The sequence below is a fragment of the Eubacterium sp. BIOML-A2 genome, assembly GCF_009680135.1.
In the GTDB taxonomy this organism is placed as follows: Bacteria; Bacillota; Clostridia; order Lachnospirales; family Lachnospiraceae; genus Faecalicatena; species Faecalicatena contortus_B.
Genome location: NZ_WKZK01000038.1, coordinates 1 through 17344, shown reverse-complemented (window position 1 = coordinate 17344; position 17344 = coordinate 1). Strand labels below are relative to the sequence as shown.

General features: G+C 44.6%; 11 protein-coding genes. 2 read left to right on the top strand and 9 right to left on the bottom strand.

The annotated features are described in order from the left end of the window. Positions 1-10 precede the first annotated feature (10 nt). Both GKG43_RS13780 and GKG43_RS13775 read right to left on the bottom strand, forming a co-directional pair. On the bottom strand, positions 11-895 hold the full coding sequence (locus GKG43_RS13780; protein WP_050641858.1) for a sugar ABC transporter permease: 885 nt from the start codon (positions 893-895) through the stop codon (positions 11-13). 87 nt (positions 896-982) lie between these two features. Further along, entirely contained in the window at positions 983-2284 is a 1302-nt protein-coding gene (locus GKG43_RS13775; protein WP_129879205.1) for an extracellular solute-binding protein, read from the bottom strand. A 217-nt stretch (positions 2285-2501) separates the two neighbouring features. On the opposite strand from GKG43_RS13775, the gene GKG43_RS13770 reads away from it, so the two are divergent. Beyond that, entirely contained in the window at positions 2502-4331 is a 1830-nt protein-coding gene (locus GKG43_RS13770; RefSeq protein WP_129879204.1) for a sensor histidine kinase, read from the top strand. Next, the gene (locus tag GKG43_RS13765) at positions 4324-5955 is read left to right on the top strand and encodes a response regulator (RefSeq protein ID WP_129879203.1); all 1632 of its coding nucleotides are present in this window, start codon (positions 4324-4326) and stop codon (positions 5953-5955) included. The genes GKG43_RS13770 and GKG43_RS13765 overlap by 8 nt, the downstream gene beginning before the upstream one ends. A 34-nt stretch (positions 5956-5989) precedes the next feature. On the opposite strand, the gene GKG43_RS13760 is transcribed toward GKG43_RS13765, so the two are convergent. The 7 genes from GKG43_RS13760 to GKG43_RS13730 all read right to left on the bottom strand — a co-directional run bounded on the left by GKG43_RS13760 (position 5990) and on the right by GKG43_RS13730 (position 17093). After that, positions 5990-7657, bottom strand: coding sequence for an alpha-glucosidase (locus tag GKG43_RS13760; protein ID WP_055149836.1), 1668 nt, complete (start codon positions 7655-7657; stop codon positions 5990-5992). A gap of 253 nt (positions 7658-7910) precedes the next feature. Then, on the bottom strand, positions 7911-8933 hold the full coding sequence (locus tag GKG43_RS13755) for a LacI family DNA-binding transcriptional regulator (protein ID WP_050641863.1): 1023 nt from the start codon (positions 8931-8933) through the stop codon (positions 7911-7913). A gap of 243 nt (positions 8934-9176) precedes the next feature. Further along, positions 9177-10235 carry an SGNH/GDSL hydrolase family protein gene (locus GKG43_RS13750; protein ID WP_055150089.1) on the bottom strand — a complete coding sequence of 353 codons (1059 nt, stop codon included), beginning with the start codon at positions 10233-10235 and terminating at the stop codon, positions 9177-9179. Positions 10236-10256: 21 nt separating this feature from the next. After that, positions 10257-12911 carry an SMC family ATPase gene (locus tag GKG43_RS13745; protein ID WP_129879202.1) on the bottom strand — a complete coding sequence of 885 codons (2655 nt, stop codon included), beginning with the start codon at positions 12909-12911 and terminating at the stop codon, positions 10257-10259. Between the two features lies 1 nt (position 12912). After that, entirely contained in the window at positions 12913-14067 is a 1155-nt protein-coding gene (locus tag GKG43_RS13740) for an exonuclease SbcCD subunit D (protein ID WP_055149830.1), read from the bottom strand. A 13-nt stretch (positions 14068-14080) separates the two neighbouring features. Next, positions 14081-15784, bottom strand: a complete 1704-nt coding sequence (locus GKG43_RS13735; protein WP_129879201.1) for an ABC-ATPase domain-containing protein — start codon at positions 15782-15784, stop codon at positions 14081-14083. A 52-nt stretch (positions 15785-15836) separates the two neighbouring features. Continuing rightward, the gene (locus tag GKG43_RS13730) at positions 15837-17093 is read right to left on the bottom strand and encodes a serpin family protein (RefSeq protein ID WP_129879200.1); all 1257 of its coding nucleotides are present in this window, start codon (positions 17091-17093) and stop codon (positions 15837-15839) included. Positions 17094-17344 lie beyond the last annotated feature (251 nt).

The window sequence follows — 17344 nt, the reverse complement described above, 5'->3', positions numbered from 1 at the left end:
GTAACCTCCCTTACATTTCTACCTCTTTTCCTTTCATCCACCTCAATGAGATGGCAACGGGAATGACTATAATAAAGAACATGATGATGGACACTGCTGTGGCATAACCGGCAAAACCGTTAAACGACTGTTTGTATATAAAGATGCTGAGCGATTCCGTCGCGTATCCCGGCCCGCCCATCGTGATTGCCATAATAATATCAAATACCGCCATGGAACCAATTATATTTGTAAATATGTTAATCCGGGCTGACGGATACAACATTGGCCACGTTATATTTTTAAACATCTGCAGGGATCCTGCACCGTCTATTTTGGCGGATTCATACAATTCTCCGGGGATTGACTGAAGGCCCGCCAAATAAATGATCATCGGCCCGCCTACAAACTGCCAAACATTCACAATGATAATCAGCCAAATGGCTTTATCCGGATCGCCCATCCACCCAAATGAATAGTCAATTCCTAACTGCTGCAAAGTTTGATCCAAAACTCCGGTTCTTGGTGACAAAATCAGCGTCCAGAGATACCCCATAATTAAGGGGCTGATTATGGACGGCATATAAACTGCGGTACGTGCCAGAACTTTCCCTTTGATCTTTGAGTCAAGTAATATTGCGAAAAGCAATCCCAGAACATTCAGCAGCAAAGGACTGATCAAGCCGAACAGCAGGGTGACTCCGATCGCATTCATGGCCCGTTCATCCGAAAAAAATCTGATGAAATTGCTAAGTCCGATGAAATTCCGTTCTTCAGAAAATCCATTCCAATCCGTCATACTCACACCTACCCCCTGAATCAGCGGCAGGACAAAAAACAGCGCAAAAAGCAGTGTGGCAGGCAAAAACATAAATTTATGCATATTGGATGATATCTTACTTTTAAATATTTCCATATATATACTCCTTAACTTCATGGTATCCTGAAAAGAAGCTGCGCATGAAAAAATTCATTCCGCAGCTCCTTTCCCCCTATAATCACACTATTGTGCATCAAATGCAGTTTTCCAGGCCTTTTCATATGCGGCAGCAAATTCTTCCGGAGTATATTGTCCGGCAAAAAATTCCTGCAGCATGACTCCCGACGCATCTCCGCCAAATCCGGCCGGTTCTTTAGCAGGCCCCAGAGATGCAGCACTCTTGGATACCTCGACAGCGCTCTCAACAATCGGCCCAAGATCGGCGGACACATCCTCAAAAGCCGATGGCGCATTTCTTGTCTCTGTATAAGAAACTTGATTCTCCACGCTGAATAACCATGTTAAGAATTCCTTTGCCGCTTCCTGATTCGGTGAGTCAGCCATGATATAATACGTACTGTCAGGGCTCTGGTTAATCGCCGGTTTCACATCGGCGCTGACAGCCGGCATTGCACTAACGCGAAGATCATTTACTGCCTCCGGATTAATATCTATAATACCGCCAAGTGCAAACAGTCCCTGAAAGATAACTGCTGCCTCTCCCTTCGCAATCGCATTCATTGCGTCATCGTAAGTTGCCGTAAGTACGTTGTCATTAATCAGACCCTCTTCCTGTAAGGTTCCCAGCCAATCCATATATTTTTCTAAAGCGCCGTCTTTTTCAGAATACTTTAAAACACTTAAATCGCCTTCCAATGCTGCTTTCCCATATTCTAAATCGCCGATTTTTTGGCGTTCCACCGCCTCTGGTATGCATCCGAACAACATTCCGATTGTCCAGGCCTCTTTCCCTGAAAAATACAACGGATCCATATCCGGCCTGGCTTTCTTGACCGCCCTGAGATTATCCGTGAACTCATCCAATGTATTTGCAGGAGTTAACTTCAATTCGTCAAAAATCTTTTGATTATAGATAGCCGCAGTAATCATTGTGTTTGATGGTATATAATAATTTTTGCCGCTTTTCGTGTCTTTAGAAAGCTCTTTGATCGAAGGATCAATTCTGTCCCACCACTCACTATCAGACAAATCAAGAAACTTACCCGCATCTATCATTTGCTGCGTTGACATTGTAGTAATATCGGGAATATCATCGGCTGCAATCTTCGTCTGGAGTGCTGCCGTCCCCTCCTTTTGGAACTCATGTTCAACTTTAATGGTGTCACTTTGCTGGTTAAAGCGGTCAACTGCTTCATTGTACCAATCTACCATTTCTACATTTCCGTTAAAAAACTTTACCGTCACCTTCTCGCCGGAATCCCCGCCCGAATTGGCTTTATCAACGTCACTGTTTTTCCCGCAGCCACTGACCATCCCACAGGCTAATACAATGGCTAACACACCTGCTAAAACTTTTCTCTTCATCCTGATCCTCCTTAATATGAAAATTTCTCTTTTTTGTATACGTTAAGTATAAGCGTCAGCCGTCTTAAGAGAAATACTCAAAATCTACGATTACGGTTCGTTTTTTTCCTATTTCTATTATGTCATGAATTTTTATGGTATATTAGATACAGCTCAAAGACATGCCCGCTGATTCTAATAAATACGATCTTTCACGACATACAGGAGAGGTGATCATTTGAAAAAACTGATAAAATTATTTACAATCCGGTTGCGCAGTATCCGTTTTACTCTGACCGTAGTCGTTGCTGTTTTGATTTTAATTTCCGTATTCTTATCATCGATGCTATCATATGCACGATATGCTAAAGACTCTGAGCGCCAATCGTCTGTTCAAACACAGCAAACACTCGAACAGCTTGCGTATAATATAAACAATTATCTGGATGAACTTTTCAGGCTGACGACATATCTCTATTATGATAACACAGTCATAAATGAATTCGAGAAGAGCAGCGGCAATGAGGTCGAGCGCTTACAAAAAAGGCGTATCATCGAGAACTATCTGGACCAGATTATGATTATGCCGCGCAAAGATGTTTTAAACGTATTTGTAATAACAGATGAGATCTATTATAGCGGCAGAATGCCCAAAAGTATTGATCATAGTATTGATTACTCCGGCTATGACTGGTATAAAGACGCGCTGCAAAACAAAAAGTCTGCTTTTATTCCCCCTCATTTAGAGCAGATTGTATCCTATCCCAAAAATACTGTTTTTTCCATAGTGAAACCACTAAAGAGTATACAAAATATTGATAAAGTAATTGGTGTTATTAAAGTTGATGCCAGTTACAGCGGTATCTCTGAAATTGCTGAAAAGGTAAAGATGGGAAACGATGGGGGCGTGTTTATCATCGATAGCCAAAAAAATCTTATTTACAGCAGCATAAAAACAGAGAAAATCGACCTGCTTTCAGATACAGCCTTAATTGCTGATAACAGCTGGACACAAAAAATAGATGGAACCGAATATTTAATGAACACTGCCAATGTTAAAAACTCTGACTGGACGATTGTATCTGTAAATTCCTTAGAAGAACTTACCGCTAACGCCAGGCAGACCCGGGACTTTACGCTATTGCTGGCAACAATAAGTTCCCTCTCAGCCATTATCGTGCTGCTTATTTTTGCCAACAGATTTCTGCAGCCTTTACTGGAAATAGTCCAGCTGATGAAGGAAGTACGTAAGGGAAATTTTCAGGTGCACTTTTTAAGTAAACGCCAGGATGAAATCGGATATTTGGGAGATTCTTTTAATTCCATGGTACAGACGATCAATGAAAACATTCAGCGAAACACTCAGCTGGCAACCCAGGTATATGAAGCAAATGCACTTCACACACAGGCTCAGCTAAATGCCCTGCAAAGCCAGATTAAGCCGCATTTTTTATACAATACCCTGAACATGATCAGTATGCAGATCCAATTGGGCAAATCAGAACAGGCCGTGGATAACATCGATAAACTGCATCAGCTGCTGAGGGGCATGGCAAAATGGAACCGGGAAGTGACATTAGCGAACGAATACTCTGTGCTTGATTGCTATTTAGGGATCCAGCGCAGCCGATTTGAAGAAAGGCTGGAGTATGAACTGTCCCTCGAAAAAGAGCTTTACTACCAATATATTCTGGCTTTTATACTACAGCCAATTGTCGAAAATGCTATCATACACGGTTTAGAAAAGCAGCGGGCCAAAACCAGGATTACCGTGAACGGATTTACGGAAGGCCAATTCACTTTTTTCATTGTTGCCGATACCGGTAAAGGTATGACAGCCGAACAGCTGACAGCACTTAAAGAGAAACTTGATCAGGCTGCCAGCCGGCCGCAAAGCTACTCTGCCCCCGGAACAGACGGCCATATCGGACTGGAAAATGTAAGCAATCGTATTAAGCTGCACTATGGAAGTCAATACGGGATCCATATAAACAGCGAGCCCGATGCTGGCACCAGGGTTACGGTAAAACTGCCGCTTTTAAAAAAGGAGGCTCAGGAAAATGTATAATATCTTATTAGTAGACGATGAGAAACTTACACTGGATTTTCTTTCTGTTTCAATTCCCAGGCAAGATGCTGACTGGAATATTTCACAGACATGTTATGACGGTATTTCTGCTTTAGACTGGTTAGCAAAGAATGATGCAGATCTTATTATAACTGATATTAAGATGCCCGAAATGGACGGGCTGACATTATGTCAGGAAATATTAAAAAACAGGCCCCGCCAGAAAATCATAATCCTTTCTGGTTATGACGAATTCCAGTTTGCCCAAAAAGCCATCAAATTTGGTGTAAAAGACTATTTATTAAAACCCATTTCTCTGCCGAATTTAAAAGAAACGCTAAATACCATAAAAGCCGCACTGTCTGCAGAACAGGCCGAAGAGTATATCTATCACAGCTTACTGGAACTGAACGAAGAAGGGAAGATACAAATTGTATCACGCTTTATCCAGGCGATTATCAATAACTCTTATGTCGAGACCCAATCCCTGCACCCGATGATACACCGGATGAAAATAAACCTTCTGGACGGCGCCGGAATCATTTTGCTCATAAGTATAGATGAAGATATCTTACTCTCTAACGAAATTCCGGCAAGTGACATTCCTTTATACAAATATATCCTGTATCGATTGACACTTGAGCTGGCAGAAGAACATCCGGCAAATATATGGATCAGCCTGGATCACAACGAAGATGTGGTGGTGCTTCTGTCAGGGGAAACATATCAATCGGCGTCTCTTCTGGCGAAAGACTTTTTACAGGAAGTCCGGAAAAATAAATTTCCAAATATGGAATTGTCGCTTTCAGCAGGCCAAAGCTCTGCATTCGAGGATATTTTGATGGTAAATGACGCTTACCAGGAGGCGGCGGCTGCATTAAACTGCCGGATATTCAGCCGCTCCAGCCAGATTTATATTTATGAAGAAACAGAGGACATCCTCATATCACGAATCCACAAAATAAACTATTACGTAAAAGCGCTCCATTCGGCAATTGTCAAAGATCAGACCGCTGACCAGCCGCTGATTATTGATTCCATAATCGCATTACTTCCTGATGATGCCCTGCAGAATAGAATTGCCGTCAGCCTCTACTTGATAAAATCTTTAAAGGCCATCCAGAACCTGTGGAACCCGGATGATATTATGTATATTTTATCCTCAATACCGCACATATCCACTGAGCCGGAGATTTCAACACGTAAATATCTGATAAAGGTTATCGGCCTGCTTTCAGACCGGAAGTATGCAGATATAACTTTTGATACCGACGCGAACCCGGAAGCTAATATAGTCAGTAAAGCGCAACAATATATACACATGCACTATGCTGAGCCGGTCAGTCTTGCATGGATTGCCGAAGAAATCGGCGTTTCACCCAACTATCTCAGCACACTGTTCCATAATGAGATGGGGGAATCTTATATTAAATATCTGACTGGCATACGCATGAAAAATGCGGTCAACTATATGAAAAATAATCCTAATATGAAAATTTATGAGATTGCCGAAAAAGTTGGATATGTGAATGTAAAGCATTTTTCTTATGTCTTTAAGCAATATTACTCGGTCTCTCCCGGCGAGTACCAGCAAAAAAGAGGCTGGGAGAATGAAACCAACTGAGGTGGGAAGGATACTCTCCTTCCCACCTCTTCTATCACTGTTCTAATTGAACAATAACCTCATATGGCTGTAGTTTCAAAATCTGATGCTGCCTGTAATTTGATAATAAGATTCCTGACTCCTGTTTGAATAATTCACATCCGACGGTTTGGTCAGAAAAGTTTGCCATTACAGTCATGACTGTATTGTCAAGTTTTCTTTTATACGCCCATATATACTCGGATATTGGATTCAGCAATTCATATTTACCATAGACAATGACCTTATAATTCTTGCGCAGTTTGATTAATGTTTTATAATAACTCAGGATTGAATCGGGGTCATTTCGCTGTTTCTCCACATTGATATCCTGATAATCAGGATTCACTTTCATCCATGGCGCTGCCTTTGAAAATCCCGCATAGCTGCTGTTATTCCATTGCATCGGTGTTCTTGCATTATCACGTCCCAGATTAAATACACATCTAAGAAATTGATCCTCTGTCATAATTTTTTGTTCTTCAACCAGATCACGGTATGCATTTTTAGCCTCAATATCTTTATAGTCTGCAAATGATTCAAATCTGGGATTTGTCATCCCAATTTCCTGCCCCTGGTATATATAGGGCGTCCCCTGTAACATATACAGGCAGGTTGCCAGCATCTTCGCCGATTTTTCCCAGTACAACGGCGTTGATACATCCCCGAATCTAGATACAGAACGGGGCTGGTCATGGTTCTCAAAGTATAAACTGTTCCAGCCCTTGTCAGACAAGCCGTCCTGCCACTTACTCAAAACCTCTATCAAGTCTTTCAGACGATATCTGTTCTCCGTATATTTTCCAAACTGCCCGTAATCGATTGAAACATGCTCAAATTGAAACACCATATTTAGCTCAGTGCCATCGCAATTCGCGAATTTTGCTGCATCATCCACAGATGCATTCGGTGTTTCTCCAACTGTCATAATGTCGTATTTTGACAGCACTTTCTCATTCATTTCCTTCAGATATTCATGAACACGCGGGCCATTCTCGCAATATGGCGTCAAGTCACCAAAATCTCCGTATGCCCCGGTTACTTCTCCATCCGGAAAAGACGGATTTTTAGAAATCAGGCTGATGACATCCATCCGGAATCCATCTACCCCCTTATCCAGCCACCATGTCATCATTGAGTAAACCTCTTCCCGCAATAAAGGATTATCCCAATTTAAATCCGGCTGCTTTTTAGAGAATATATGCAGATAATACATATCCGTATTATCCTCATATTCCCACGCAGAATTATAAAACCAGCTTCCCCAGTTATTTGGAGCTCCTCCGTTCCTCCCCCTCTTCCAGATATAATAATCGTGATACTTGCTATCCGGCAAAGATCTGCTTTTGGTAAACCATTCGTGTTCATCCGAGGTATGATTTACGACCAAGTCCATCACGATCCGCAGGTTCCGCTTATGCGCCTCAATTAATAAGTGATCAAAATCTTCCATCGTCCCAAACTCTTTCATAATAGCATGATAGTCGCTAATGTCATAACCATTATCCGCATTGGGAGATTGATAAACCGGTGAAAGCCAGATTACATCTATACCCAGTTCTTTCAGATAATCCAGCTTCTGAATAATACCATTGATATCACCAACACCATCATTGTTGCTGTCATAAAAGCTCCTTGGGTAAATCTGATATACTACCGCCTCTTTCCACCATTGTTCTCTCATAAAACACCTCACATTTCCAATTTTAACATTGTTTTGCAGCTTGTCCGCACACCCGCCCGCAGGGCATGGATTCCGGTGTACACTTGGGGTTAAGCTGTAACGGTTCAGACAAGCCTGTACTGTTACTATAAGTTTCTTAGCTAAGGATATTTCAAGAGTTTAAACTTGTTTCTATGGCCTGTCAACAGGTTACGGACATAACCTGCTTAGTATACAAAAAGGAAAGGGATAATATATGTAATATGCACATATATTATCCCTTATCCTTCACCGAATTTCTAATAACCAACCGAACCGGCAGCAGAAGATTATGAGTCCCGGTCTCCTTTTCATTAAGTAAATCCAACAGCATCTCGAATGTTTTTTTAGCTTTTCTCGTTATATCCTGATTTATAGTTGTCAGTTTGGGGTGGGAAATACTTGAATACTGATTGTCATCATACCCCGCAATCCCAATATCATCGGGAGCTTTAACCCCCTTCCTGCCTAAATAATTAATACCTTCAACGGCTAAAATATCTGCAAGGAAAAACAGTGCTGTTCTTTTATTCTTATCAGCAAATTCAGCCAGCTCCTCCAACTGTTTCTGCCTCTTTTCGTATACGTCGCTGGCTATAATCATCGGATATGCCTTTAAACGAGAACCTTCTGCCTTTTTTATTGCCTCTTCATACCCCTGCCACCTGGTATAATCGACGCCCACATTACGGTTACCTATCACTAAAATATCTGAATATCCAAGATCCAATAAATATTTAGTCATCAGGTATCCACCCTGTTTGTCCTGTGTTCCGACATTATAAAAATTATCATCTAATATATTATATAAATCTACAGCAACTATAGGTCTCTTTATTAACGCTGCCAGCTTATTATACTCTGTGTGCGTGAAAGTAATTGCCACAAGACCGGCAATGTTCCAGGTCATCACCATCTGATAGATCTCTTCGATACTTTCCGAAGCATACAGCATCATATAGTATCCGGCTTTTCTTATCTCTCTCTCCAGTACGCCAACAAGCTGCCCGTAAAAAGGGTCCGACAAAAATGTATTCTCATAGGATTTACATGTGTGGATTACCACACCGATAATAAGAGGCTTCCCATTTATAAGCGCATTTTTATCCATTCTTTTTACATACTTTGTTTCCTTCAGCACTTTCTCAATTCGTTCGATATTTTTTTTAGAAACTTTTTTTGTCTTTCCATTAATAACATTTGATACGGTTGCAGTACTCACACCCAGCATATCCGCAATTTCTTTAATCGTAGCCATAAGAACCGCTCCTAACATTATTTATGAATAAAATATACCATATCCCCATATTTTAAACAACTCTGCTATAGCCGTGACCAGCTCGGGAGTTTGACAGATAGTTAATTATTATTCTATTTATTAGTTTGCAATTATATAATCACAGGCGCTTTGAATAAATAATAGGAATACTCAAATAATAATTTGTCACCCACTTATGGTATAATTGATGGGTAATGGGAAAATGCATTCCGCTTTTGGATGTTAATTTTTATTTTTGCGTCTGATTGATATGATCAGGACACTTGCTAATATTACCAGTAAGATTGTAGGAACGAAGTATGAATATTTGCCCTGATTGGGTTGGTTTTTGGACTGTTTGGTGGTATCGGGGGGCAGGTCTTCGTTCTCGGGAGCAGACTGTTCGGATTGGTCTGCCGGCTTTGGCTGTTGAGCTTCTCCCTTTACGGCTTCGCCATCTACGGACTGAGTATTTATATCCGTAACGGGCTGGATTTCATCGTAGACCATTGCTGCGATAAGCTGCTGCCCTTCCTGGCTGGGGTGGAGGCCGTCGCCCTGGACGAAGGCTACGATATTGGAGTTGAAAAGGTCTACGACCTGGTAGTCGAATTCTTCTGCTCTTTTTTCGATGATACTGTTCATATTCTGGATGATGTCTTCTACAACCTTATTCATGGTTCCGGGAAGCTGCATATTATAAATGGGGTTGTAGATATTGGTTACGATAATTTGAGCCGTGTCTTTTTTCTGCTGGGTTATAGTCTGCATGGCAGTGGCCCACTCTGCCTCAAAACCTCCATAGTCCCAGCTGCTTAAGGCATCTATGATCTTGAGGATCAGTAACGGATTTTTTTTGACCGCTTCCTGAAGTTCATTCAAAGCCTGAGGTGCACTCCTGAATTTGGTGTCGGAATTCAGGATTTCCTGGGCTTCTTTTTTAAATTCGTTCATAAGGTCGTTGGACCCCATTGTTACAAATATAAGATCCGATTTGTTCAGATTTCTTTTTACCGTATCCCTGGACAGAACCTTTTCATTGAGGCCCTGTGTGTCCAGGCCGTTTTTCGCGTAATTCTGATAGTCAAAATATATCGCATTTTCATCGGCAATCTGCTCGGTCACAATACGGCCGTAGCAGTCTATTTGATTGACTTTATCTGAAGAATACCCCTTTGCGATGCTGTCCCCAAGAACCGTACAGGTTATAATTTCCTCCCATGCCCTAACGGGCAGTGCCTGCTGCAGGCTGAGGATTACGGCCAGCAGCAGGGCTGATGCTGTTTTCAGGTATTTCTTCATCTGTCCCACTTCCATTTCTGTTTATTCTAATACCCACCTGGTACTGCTTCCCTGCTCTGTCTTTGTCACTGCAAGTTTCCATTCGATCTGTTCTTTTAATTCATTTACATGGGATATGATTCCCACGATTCCTTTTTCACCTGCCAGCTCCTGCAGAATCTGGATCGCCCGCTCTCTTGCCGCGTCATCCAGGGAACCGAAGCCTTCATCCACAAACATCGTCTCCAGACTGATTGCGCCTGCCGTGTTCTGTATGATGTCTGACAGTCCCAGCGCCATGGAGAGGGATGCCATGAAAGATTCGCCTCCGGACAGTGTCTTCACATCCCGGACGGAATCGTTGACAAGGTGGTAGACATCCAGATCCAGCCCGGCCTGCCCCTGGCTGCTCAGGTCTTTGATTTCCCGGCACTGCAGGATAAATTCGTTGGAGGTCATCTTGCTGAGCCGCCGGTTGGCGGCATGGATGATCTGCTTGAAATATTTTCTCTGCACATAGGTTTCAAAATCCAGCTTAATACTGCCGTTCAGGGTTCCATTGGCCGTACGGCTCAAGTTGTTGACCATCTCGTACTGCATTGTCAGACCTGCTTTTGTTTCAAAATACTGTTTCAGCTTTGCCCTGGCCTCTTTGTTTTTCTGGTTCTGGCTGTGCAGCTGAAGCCACCTGTCTTTCTGCGCTTTCTGTGAGATGAGCACCTCTTCCAGCTTTTCTTTTTCTTCCTCCAGGTCTGCAGGCTGCTTTCCCTCGCTCTGCTGGCAGAGCATTTCATACCTTGTTTTTACTTCCAGGCACTCTTTTTCATACTGGCTGAGTGCTTCGGCTTTCGCTTTGCGTCCTTCTGTCCATTCCAATGCACTGCTGTATTCTTCACGGGACGCAAATTTCTGTGCTTTTAACTCTTCCTGAAAATATTCTTCCTCTTCTTTCTGCTTCGTATTCAATTCCTGGAGCTGTTTTTCCTGGCTCTCCAGAAGTCCGCTTCTGCGCTTCATTTCTTCCATCAATTCCCGGAAATCTTTTCCCTTTTTCTGGAAATTTTTCTTCATTTCTTTTAAATCATCTTCCAGCTGTTTCAAATGTGCTCTTGCTTCATCCTCTAAAAGGGAACCTCCTGCCATGATATCTTCCGCCGCTTCCTCCAACAGTTTTCTTTCGGAGTCCAGGCGGCTTTTGGATGCCTGAAACTGTTCCTGGCAGGCGGTACGCTCCTGCTCTTTTTGATCCCGCCTTTCCTTGGCCTGCTGCACTTCTTCCTGCCCCGGAGCGCCCTTTAGTATCTCCGCCCTGTGGGGGTGTTCTGTAGAACCGCATACAGGACACGGCTGGCCTTCCTTTAGTTCCTTTGCCAGAATACCGGCCTGTTCCTCAAAAAACTGCTGGTACTTTTTCTCGTAATCCGCAGAGGCCGCCCGGCACTCCTTGAGCACACGTTCCATTTTCTTTAACTGTTTGTGATACTGTTCTTCCAGTTTCCTGATATTCGCATATCTGGGCAGAATATCTTTCAGACGGAGAATCTGTTTTTGAAAAACGGGTTCCTTTTCCTGCAGCTCTTCCTCCAGCTGCTGCAGTTCCTTTTCCTTCTCTGCCGAAACTGCCGTCTGCTCCTCCATCCAGCTTTTTGTCTGCCCCACTGTTTCTTGCAGACGCTTTGCTTCCAGGCTGGTCCGTTTATACTGTTCTTCTTTAACAAGAACTTTTTCGGCCCGCTCACCGTCTTTGATCTGACGGCTGATCTCTTTCATGCCGCTCTTTTTTTCCTCCAGCTCCTGCAGCCTCTTTTGAACCTGCTCTTTCGACCGAAACAGAATGTTGACCTCTTCCTGGCCGCGGATCGCGGCATTGAGATTCTCGGCCTGCTTCTGCAGCTGTGTATGTTCTTTCTCGGCCTCTGTCTCCATGGACTTCCCCTGCCTGCAGATTTCCTTTAATACGTCCATGACCTCCTCTGCCGGAGGAATTTTCAGCGCCGAAAGCCGCTCCCACTTAGCAGACTCAGCGCTTTTGGCATAAGTCTCCACACGCTCCATCTCACGCAGGCAGTCTTTTGTATTGTCCTCCATGCGGATATAGAGCTGTTTTGCCTCCTCCTTTAATTCTTCCTGTACCTGCCAGTACAGCCTGGTCTGAAAGATTCTGGAGAAAATCTTCTTGCGTTCTTTGGACTCTGCATGGAGCAGTCTCAGGAAATCTCCCTGAGCAATCATTGCGATCTGGGTGAACTGGTTCACATCCAGACCGATGATTTCCTCGATTTTATTATCAATGTCCTTCTTCTTTCCCTGTACCTCTCTGCCGTCTGGCATGAACAGGCTTACCTTGGCCGTCTCTTTTACAAGACGGGGCGAGCCGTCCGCCATCCGGCGCTTTCCGATCCGCAGATATTCGGGGTTTCTTCTGACCGTATATTCTTTTCCTCTGTAGGAAAATGTATACTCTACGAAAGTATCCGTCTCTTCTGATGCATACTGGCTGCGCATCATATTGCCATCGCGCCTTCCTCCGCTGGTTTTATCGTAAAGCGCGTACGTGATGGCATCAAAAATCGTGGTCTTTCCTGCACCGGTGTCTCCGGTGATAAGAAAAAGGCCATGCTGTATTTTTGTAAAATCTATTTCTTCCACATCTGCATAAGAACCAAATGCAGACATTATCAACCTTACCGGCCTCATCTTATTCCCCCTTCACCTTCTCAAATACCTGTTCCAGAAATCCCCTCTCTTCCTGAGACAGCTCCCGGCCCTGGATTTCCTCATAAAACTCCCCAAATACAGACAGCGGATCGGTCAATTCCACCTCATCGTCGAACTCCTCCAGACGCTTCCTGGTGCGGGCATTATCCATCCGGATCTCGAGAATGTGGGGATATACTTTTTCCAGCTGTTCCTTTGGCCTGTACGGATCCACCTCATCCGTCAGCGTAATGCTGATATAGTCCTCACAGCTCCCGTTCTCCGCCTGCCCCATGATCTGCTTCATCTCTCCGCGGACCGTACGCACATCCCTGAGCGGATGCAGCGGCAGAAGCTCTACGTGCACCTCTTCCCCCTTTTTGCCGAGTTCCACCACATGAAGCGACTTCGTATCTCCTGCCTCACTGACGGAATACTTCAGAAGGGTCCCGCAGTAACGGATAAAGGGCTCTCCGGCCTGCTGTGCCCGGTGCAGGTGTCCGAGAGCCACATAATCAAACTGCAGGAGGGGCGCGATGTCAACATTGTCAATCCCGCCCACGGAAAACAGCTCCGAATCGCAGGTCTGCGGCGTTTTCCCGTTTCCCGTATAGAACTGGTGGGACAACAAAACATTGCGCTTCTCCCGGTCCGGTGCTTCCCGTTCCAAGATACGCGCGACCGCTTCGCTGTAAGTCTCCGGAATCTCTTCCTCAAAAACACCGCGGACATACCCCGGCTTTAAAAATGGGAGCAGATAAAAGTCCACATCCCCGTATTCGTCACAGAGTGTTACTTTCTTTAAATATTCATCCTTTTCCCTGGGCGCTTCACCTGCAATATATATATTCTGTCTGCCCAGAATTCGGCTGGCGTAGTCCAGCCGCTGGGCCGAATCATGGTTCCCGCTGATCAGAATAACCGCCGGTTTTTCGTCCACGTCAGCCAGTTCCGTCAGAAAATCGTCAAACAGAGAGACCGCCTCCGCCGACGGGACGGACTTGTCATAGATATCTCCGGCTATGACTATTGCATCAGGTTTCAACTCCTTCACCCTGCTGACCACCTCGTTTAATATATGTCTCTGGTCCTCCAGAAGGCTGTAGTGGTGCAATTGTTTGCCAATATGCAGATCAGATAAATGAAAAAAACGCATATGAGTCCCCTTTCTACAGCTTCAGGCCCCGGTATCGATCCAGGCATGCATATATCTCCTGTTTTCTCGGCGCTGCAAGGCACGCCACACTGGAGCCGCTTTCACACAAACTACCCAGTCCGTCTTTTTTTATCTTATTCTCCAACTCCTCCACAACCTTCTGCAGAGTCTTTCTTCCGTCTAAAAAATGTTTTTCCGCATATTTTACACAATACCCCAGAGCAGACACCTGCTCACTGTCAACGAGCTGCTCCACATAGCGCAGGTCTATGGTTTCCCGGTTAATCTGCACAGCCTCCCGGCCCATCGTCTTCATCTTTACCCTGTCATTCCCGCGAAATGCCGGATTTCCTCCCGGGCATCGTGTGAACACGGGTGCTGCTGCTTTTTCATCCGGCCCGCTGAGCATTGGAAAACTTTCGGCCTCTCTTTTCGCAAGAGCGGTGATATCTTTCGGCACATATCTGTCCATCTGGATAATGCAGTCCGCAATATGGAAATATGCCCCGGAACTTCCTGCCACGATGGCAGTTGATATTCCATACTCATCATACAATTCCCTGATCCGTTCGATAAATGGCGTGATGGGTTCCATATCTCTGTGTATCACGCGCTGCATCAGCTCATCCCGTATCATAAAATTCGTTGCGCTTGTGTCTTCATCGATCAGCAGCAGTTTTGCCCCCGCCTCCATGCTCTCTATCACATTCGCTGCCTGGGATGTACTTCCGCTGGCATCCTCCGTATAGAATCCTCGTGTTTCCTTTTTATTGGGAAGGTCATTTATAAACATGGAAATATCTGTTTTCTTAATGCTGCGTCCATCCTCTGCGCGGATCTTCATTGCGGTGGCGTCTGTAATCACATACTCCCTGCCATCCCCCGCAATATGGTTATAAACACCCAGTTCCAGTGCTTTCAGGAGCGTGGACTTTCCGTGGTATCCCCCGCCCACAATCAGTGTGATTCCTCTGCGGATTCCCATTCCCGTTATTTTTCCTCTGTGAGGCAGTTCCAGCGTCACTTTCAGTTCCTCCGGGGAAGCAAAGGCAACCGCCCCTTTCATTGGCCGGGAAGAAATTCCGGATTCTCTGGGCAGAATAGCTCCGTCCGCCACAAAAGCAGCCAGTCCCAGAGCAGGCAGCTGCTCCCGGATATACTGCTGGTCGTCCGCGAGAAATGCTGTCTGTTCTATTCTTTTTTTATCGCTTTTCTTATAATACAGAGAGTTTTCCACACACTCGGGCAAAAAATCAAACAATATCTTCATTAATTCCCTGGCATTGATGGTTCTTCCGTTTGCAGGAAAACCGGCCTCAAGCCTTAGTACCAGATCCCCGGTACGAACATCAATACTGCATGCCGTACGTTCCAGTATCTCCTGTCCGCATCTGCTGACAGAGATCAGGCCGCTCTTGCCCGAACCTTTGGCTTTGAATGCATACTTTTCAACACCGCGTCCGAACTGGCGTGTCAGATAATCCTGCAGAGCAATCCGGCGGTGCTCCGTCTCAAACAGCTCTTTTGGAAACCCTGCCGCCGCACCTTTTATATGAATACTTAATTTTGAAGGGGAGGCAAATGGATCTCCCTGTACATGATCGATGGAAAGCTGATACCCGGGGAACTGATATACACCCTTCGTATCTTTGTAGGCAGGATAACTCTTGTGGTCAATCCTGTTGAGTAAATTTTTTAGTTCTGTTGATGTCTGCATCTTAATGCACTCCTTTTCTATTTTTTGTTCCGGCAGCACTCTCCGGTGTGCCCTATTCTTTTATATCCATCACTGTCCCCATGAAGACAGGAAGTTTCGCTTCACTATCAATCAGCATATAAATAAACGGCCGGTTCAAGTATACGGTTTTGTGCTCTGCGGAATCGATCATCGCAGCTTCCGTCATCAGCTCCACAGCTGTGGCTGCTCCCGCCTTCGTCCCTTGTTCATCCACCGCAATATAAGTTTTGTGCAGTACACGGTTTATATAAATATTCCCATCCGTCGATGTTCCCAACCCGCTGAAATCTGCCATTCCGGGATCAAATGCATTCGTCATCCCCATATCTTTCAGAATCTCACTCATCTCTGTATCGTACTCATTTTCAAATTTGGGGATCGCCGCATCCACCGGCACGCTCTGCGAGTTGTTCAAAAGTCTCATCAACTTTTCACCCGTTAAGGAGGAAATATATTCGCTCACGCTTATCCCCTCTTTCGGAAGCAGGCCTGCAAACGCATATTTTCCGTCCTTATAATACTTAATCAGACCGGTTGTATTCTCATCTTCCAGATATTCGTTCTCTTCCGAATACATCAGCTCTGCAATTTGCTCACTTCCGTTTTCCGTTGTAAAAACATCCGCCATGACTTCATTTTCCTTATATATGTTCTCCCATTCGGCATCAAACGCAATCGCATTGATCAGATACATGATCGCTTCATCCGGAATCTCATCCAGTATATCTTCTATCATACCGTCCGTTTTATCGCTGACCCAATTGTTGATGTCCTTGAGCGTGGAATTATCAAAAGGCGCCTGGTAAAGCTCCGCGTCATACCAGTCTGCGTTTGCCTGCAGAAAATCCGGATTCACGGTCAGACTCTCATCCTCTTTAAACCAGATTGAATTGGCAAGATCCAGCTTGTACTTATTGCCGGAAGCCAATGCCTCTTTATAAGCATAGAGGTATGGATTCAGTTCTTCTACGCTCAGCCCCAGCACATCCTCCATCTGTGTGAGGGTCTCCCCTTCTGCCCCATTCGCGGTCATAGCAAGAGCATAGAGCACAGAAACAGGCGATATCAGCACCTCAGAGTTTTCTTGCCGGCTGGCCTCAAACAGGCGCACCGCAAAATCTGCGGCGGCAACAGTATCCTCGTCACGAAGTACGGCTTCTTTGCTGACATCATTGGCCTTTACACCTTTCATTAAATCTGATGCCTGTACCTTTTTGCCGCAGCCGGATAAAAGAAATGCGCCTGTAAGTACTACTGCAATACAGAATGAAAACATGCGCTTTTTCATAAGGGATCTCCTTTCCTTATTGTATTGAACATGATTGTCAATTGACAGGGGCCGATTTACGCATATTGTATCATTTACAAAGACAATTGTAAAACACATGGGGGCGACTTTTTCAAGAAAATCGGGATTTAGCGACGAGCTTTAGCCTCGGCGCGGATGGGGACGCTCCATAAAGGGATAGCCGAAAACCTCCCGGAGAACATCCATGTCCTTTCAAAAACGCGGCCGCGGACCTAAGAAATTCTAGGCGG

Coding starts and splice junctions, on each gene's coding strand:
- GKG43_RS13730 (WP_129879200.1), bottom strand. CDS start 17,093: ATGAAAAAGCGCATGTTTTCATTCTGTATTGCAGTAGTACTTACAGGC.
- GKG43_RS13740 (WP_055149830.1), bottom strand. CDS start 14,067: ATGCGTTTTTTTCATTTATCTGATCTGCATATTGGCAAACAATTGCAC.
- GKG43_RS13755 (WP_050641863.1), bottom strand. CDS start 8,933: ATGGCTACGATTAAAGAAATTGCGGATATGCTGGGTGTGAGTACTGCA.
- GKG43_RS13780 (WP_050641858.1), bottom strand. CDS start 895: ATGGAAATATTTAAAAGTAAGATATCATCCAATATGCATAAATTTATG.
- GKG43_RS13775 (WP_129879205.1), bottom strand. CDS start 2,284: ATGAAGAGAAAAGTTTTAGCAGGTGTGTTAGCCATTGTATTAGCCTGT.
- GKG43_RS13745 (WP_129879202.1), bottom strand. CDS start 12,911: ATGAGGCCGGTAAGGTTGATAATGTCTGCATTTGGTTCTTATGCAGAT.
- GKG43_RS13760 (WP_055149836.1), bottom strand. CDS start 7,657: ATGAGAGAACAATGGTGGAAAGAGGCGGTAGTATATCAGATTTACCCA.
- GKG43_RS13765 (WP_129879203.1), top strand. CDS start 4,324: ATGTATAATATCTTATTAGTAGACGATGAGAAACTTACACTGGATTTT.
- GKG43_RS13750 (WP_055150089.1), bottom strand. CDS start 10,235: ATGAAGAAATACCTGAAAACAGCATCAGCCCTGCTGCTGGCCGTAATC.
- GKG43_RS13735 (WP_129879201.1), bottom strand. CDS start 15,784: ATGCAGACATCAACAGAACTAAAAAATTTACTCAACAGGATTGACCAC.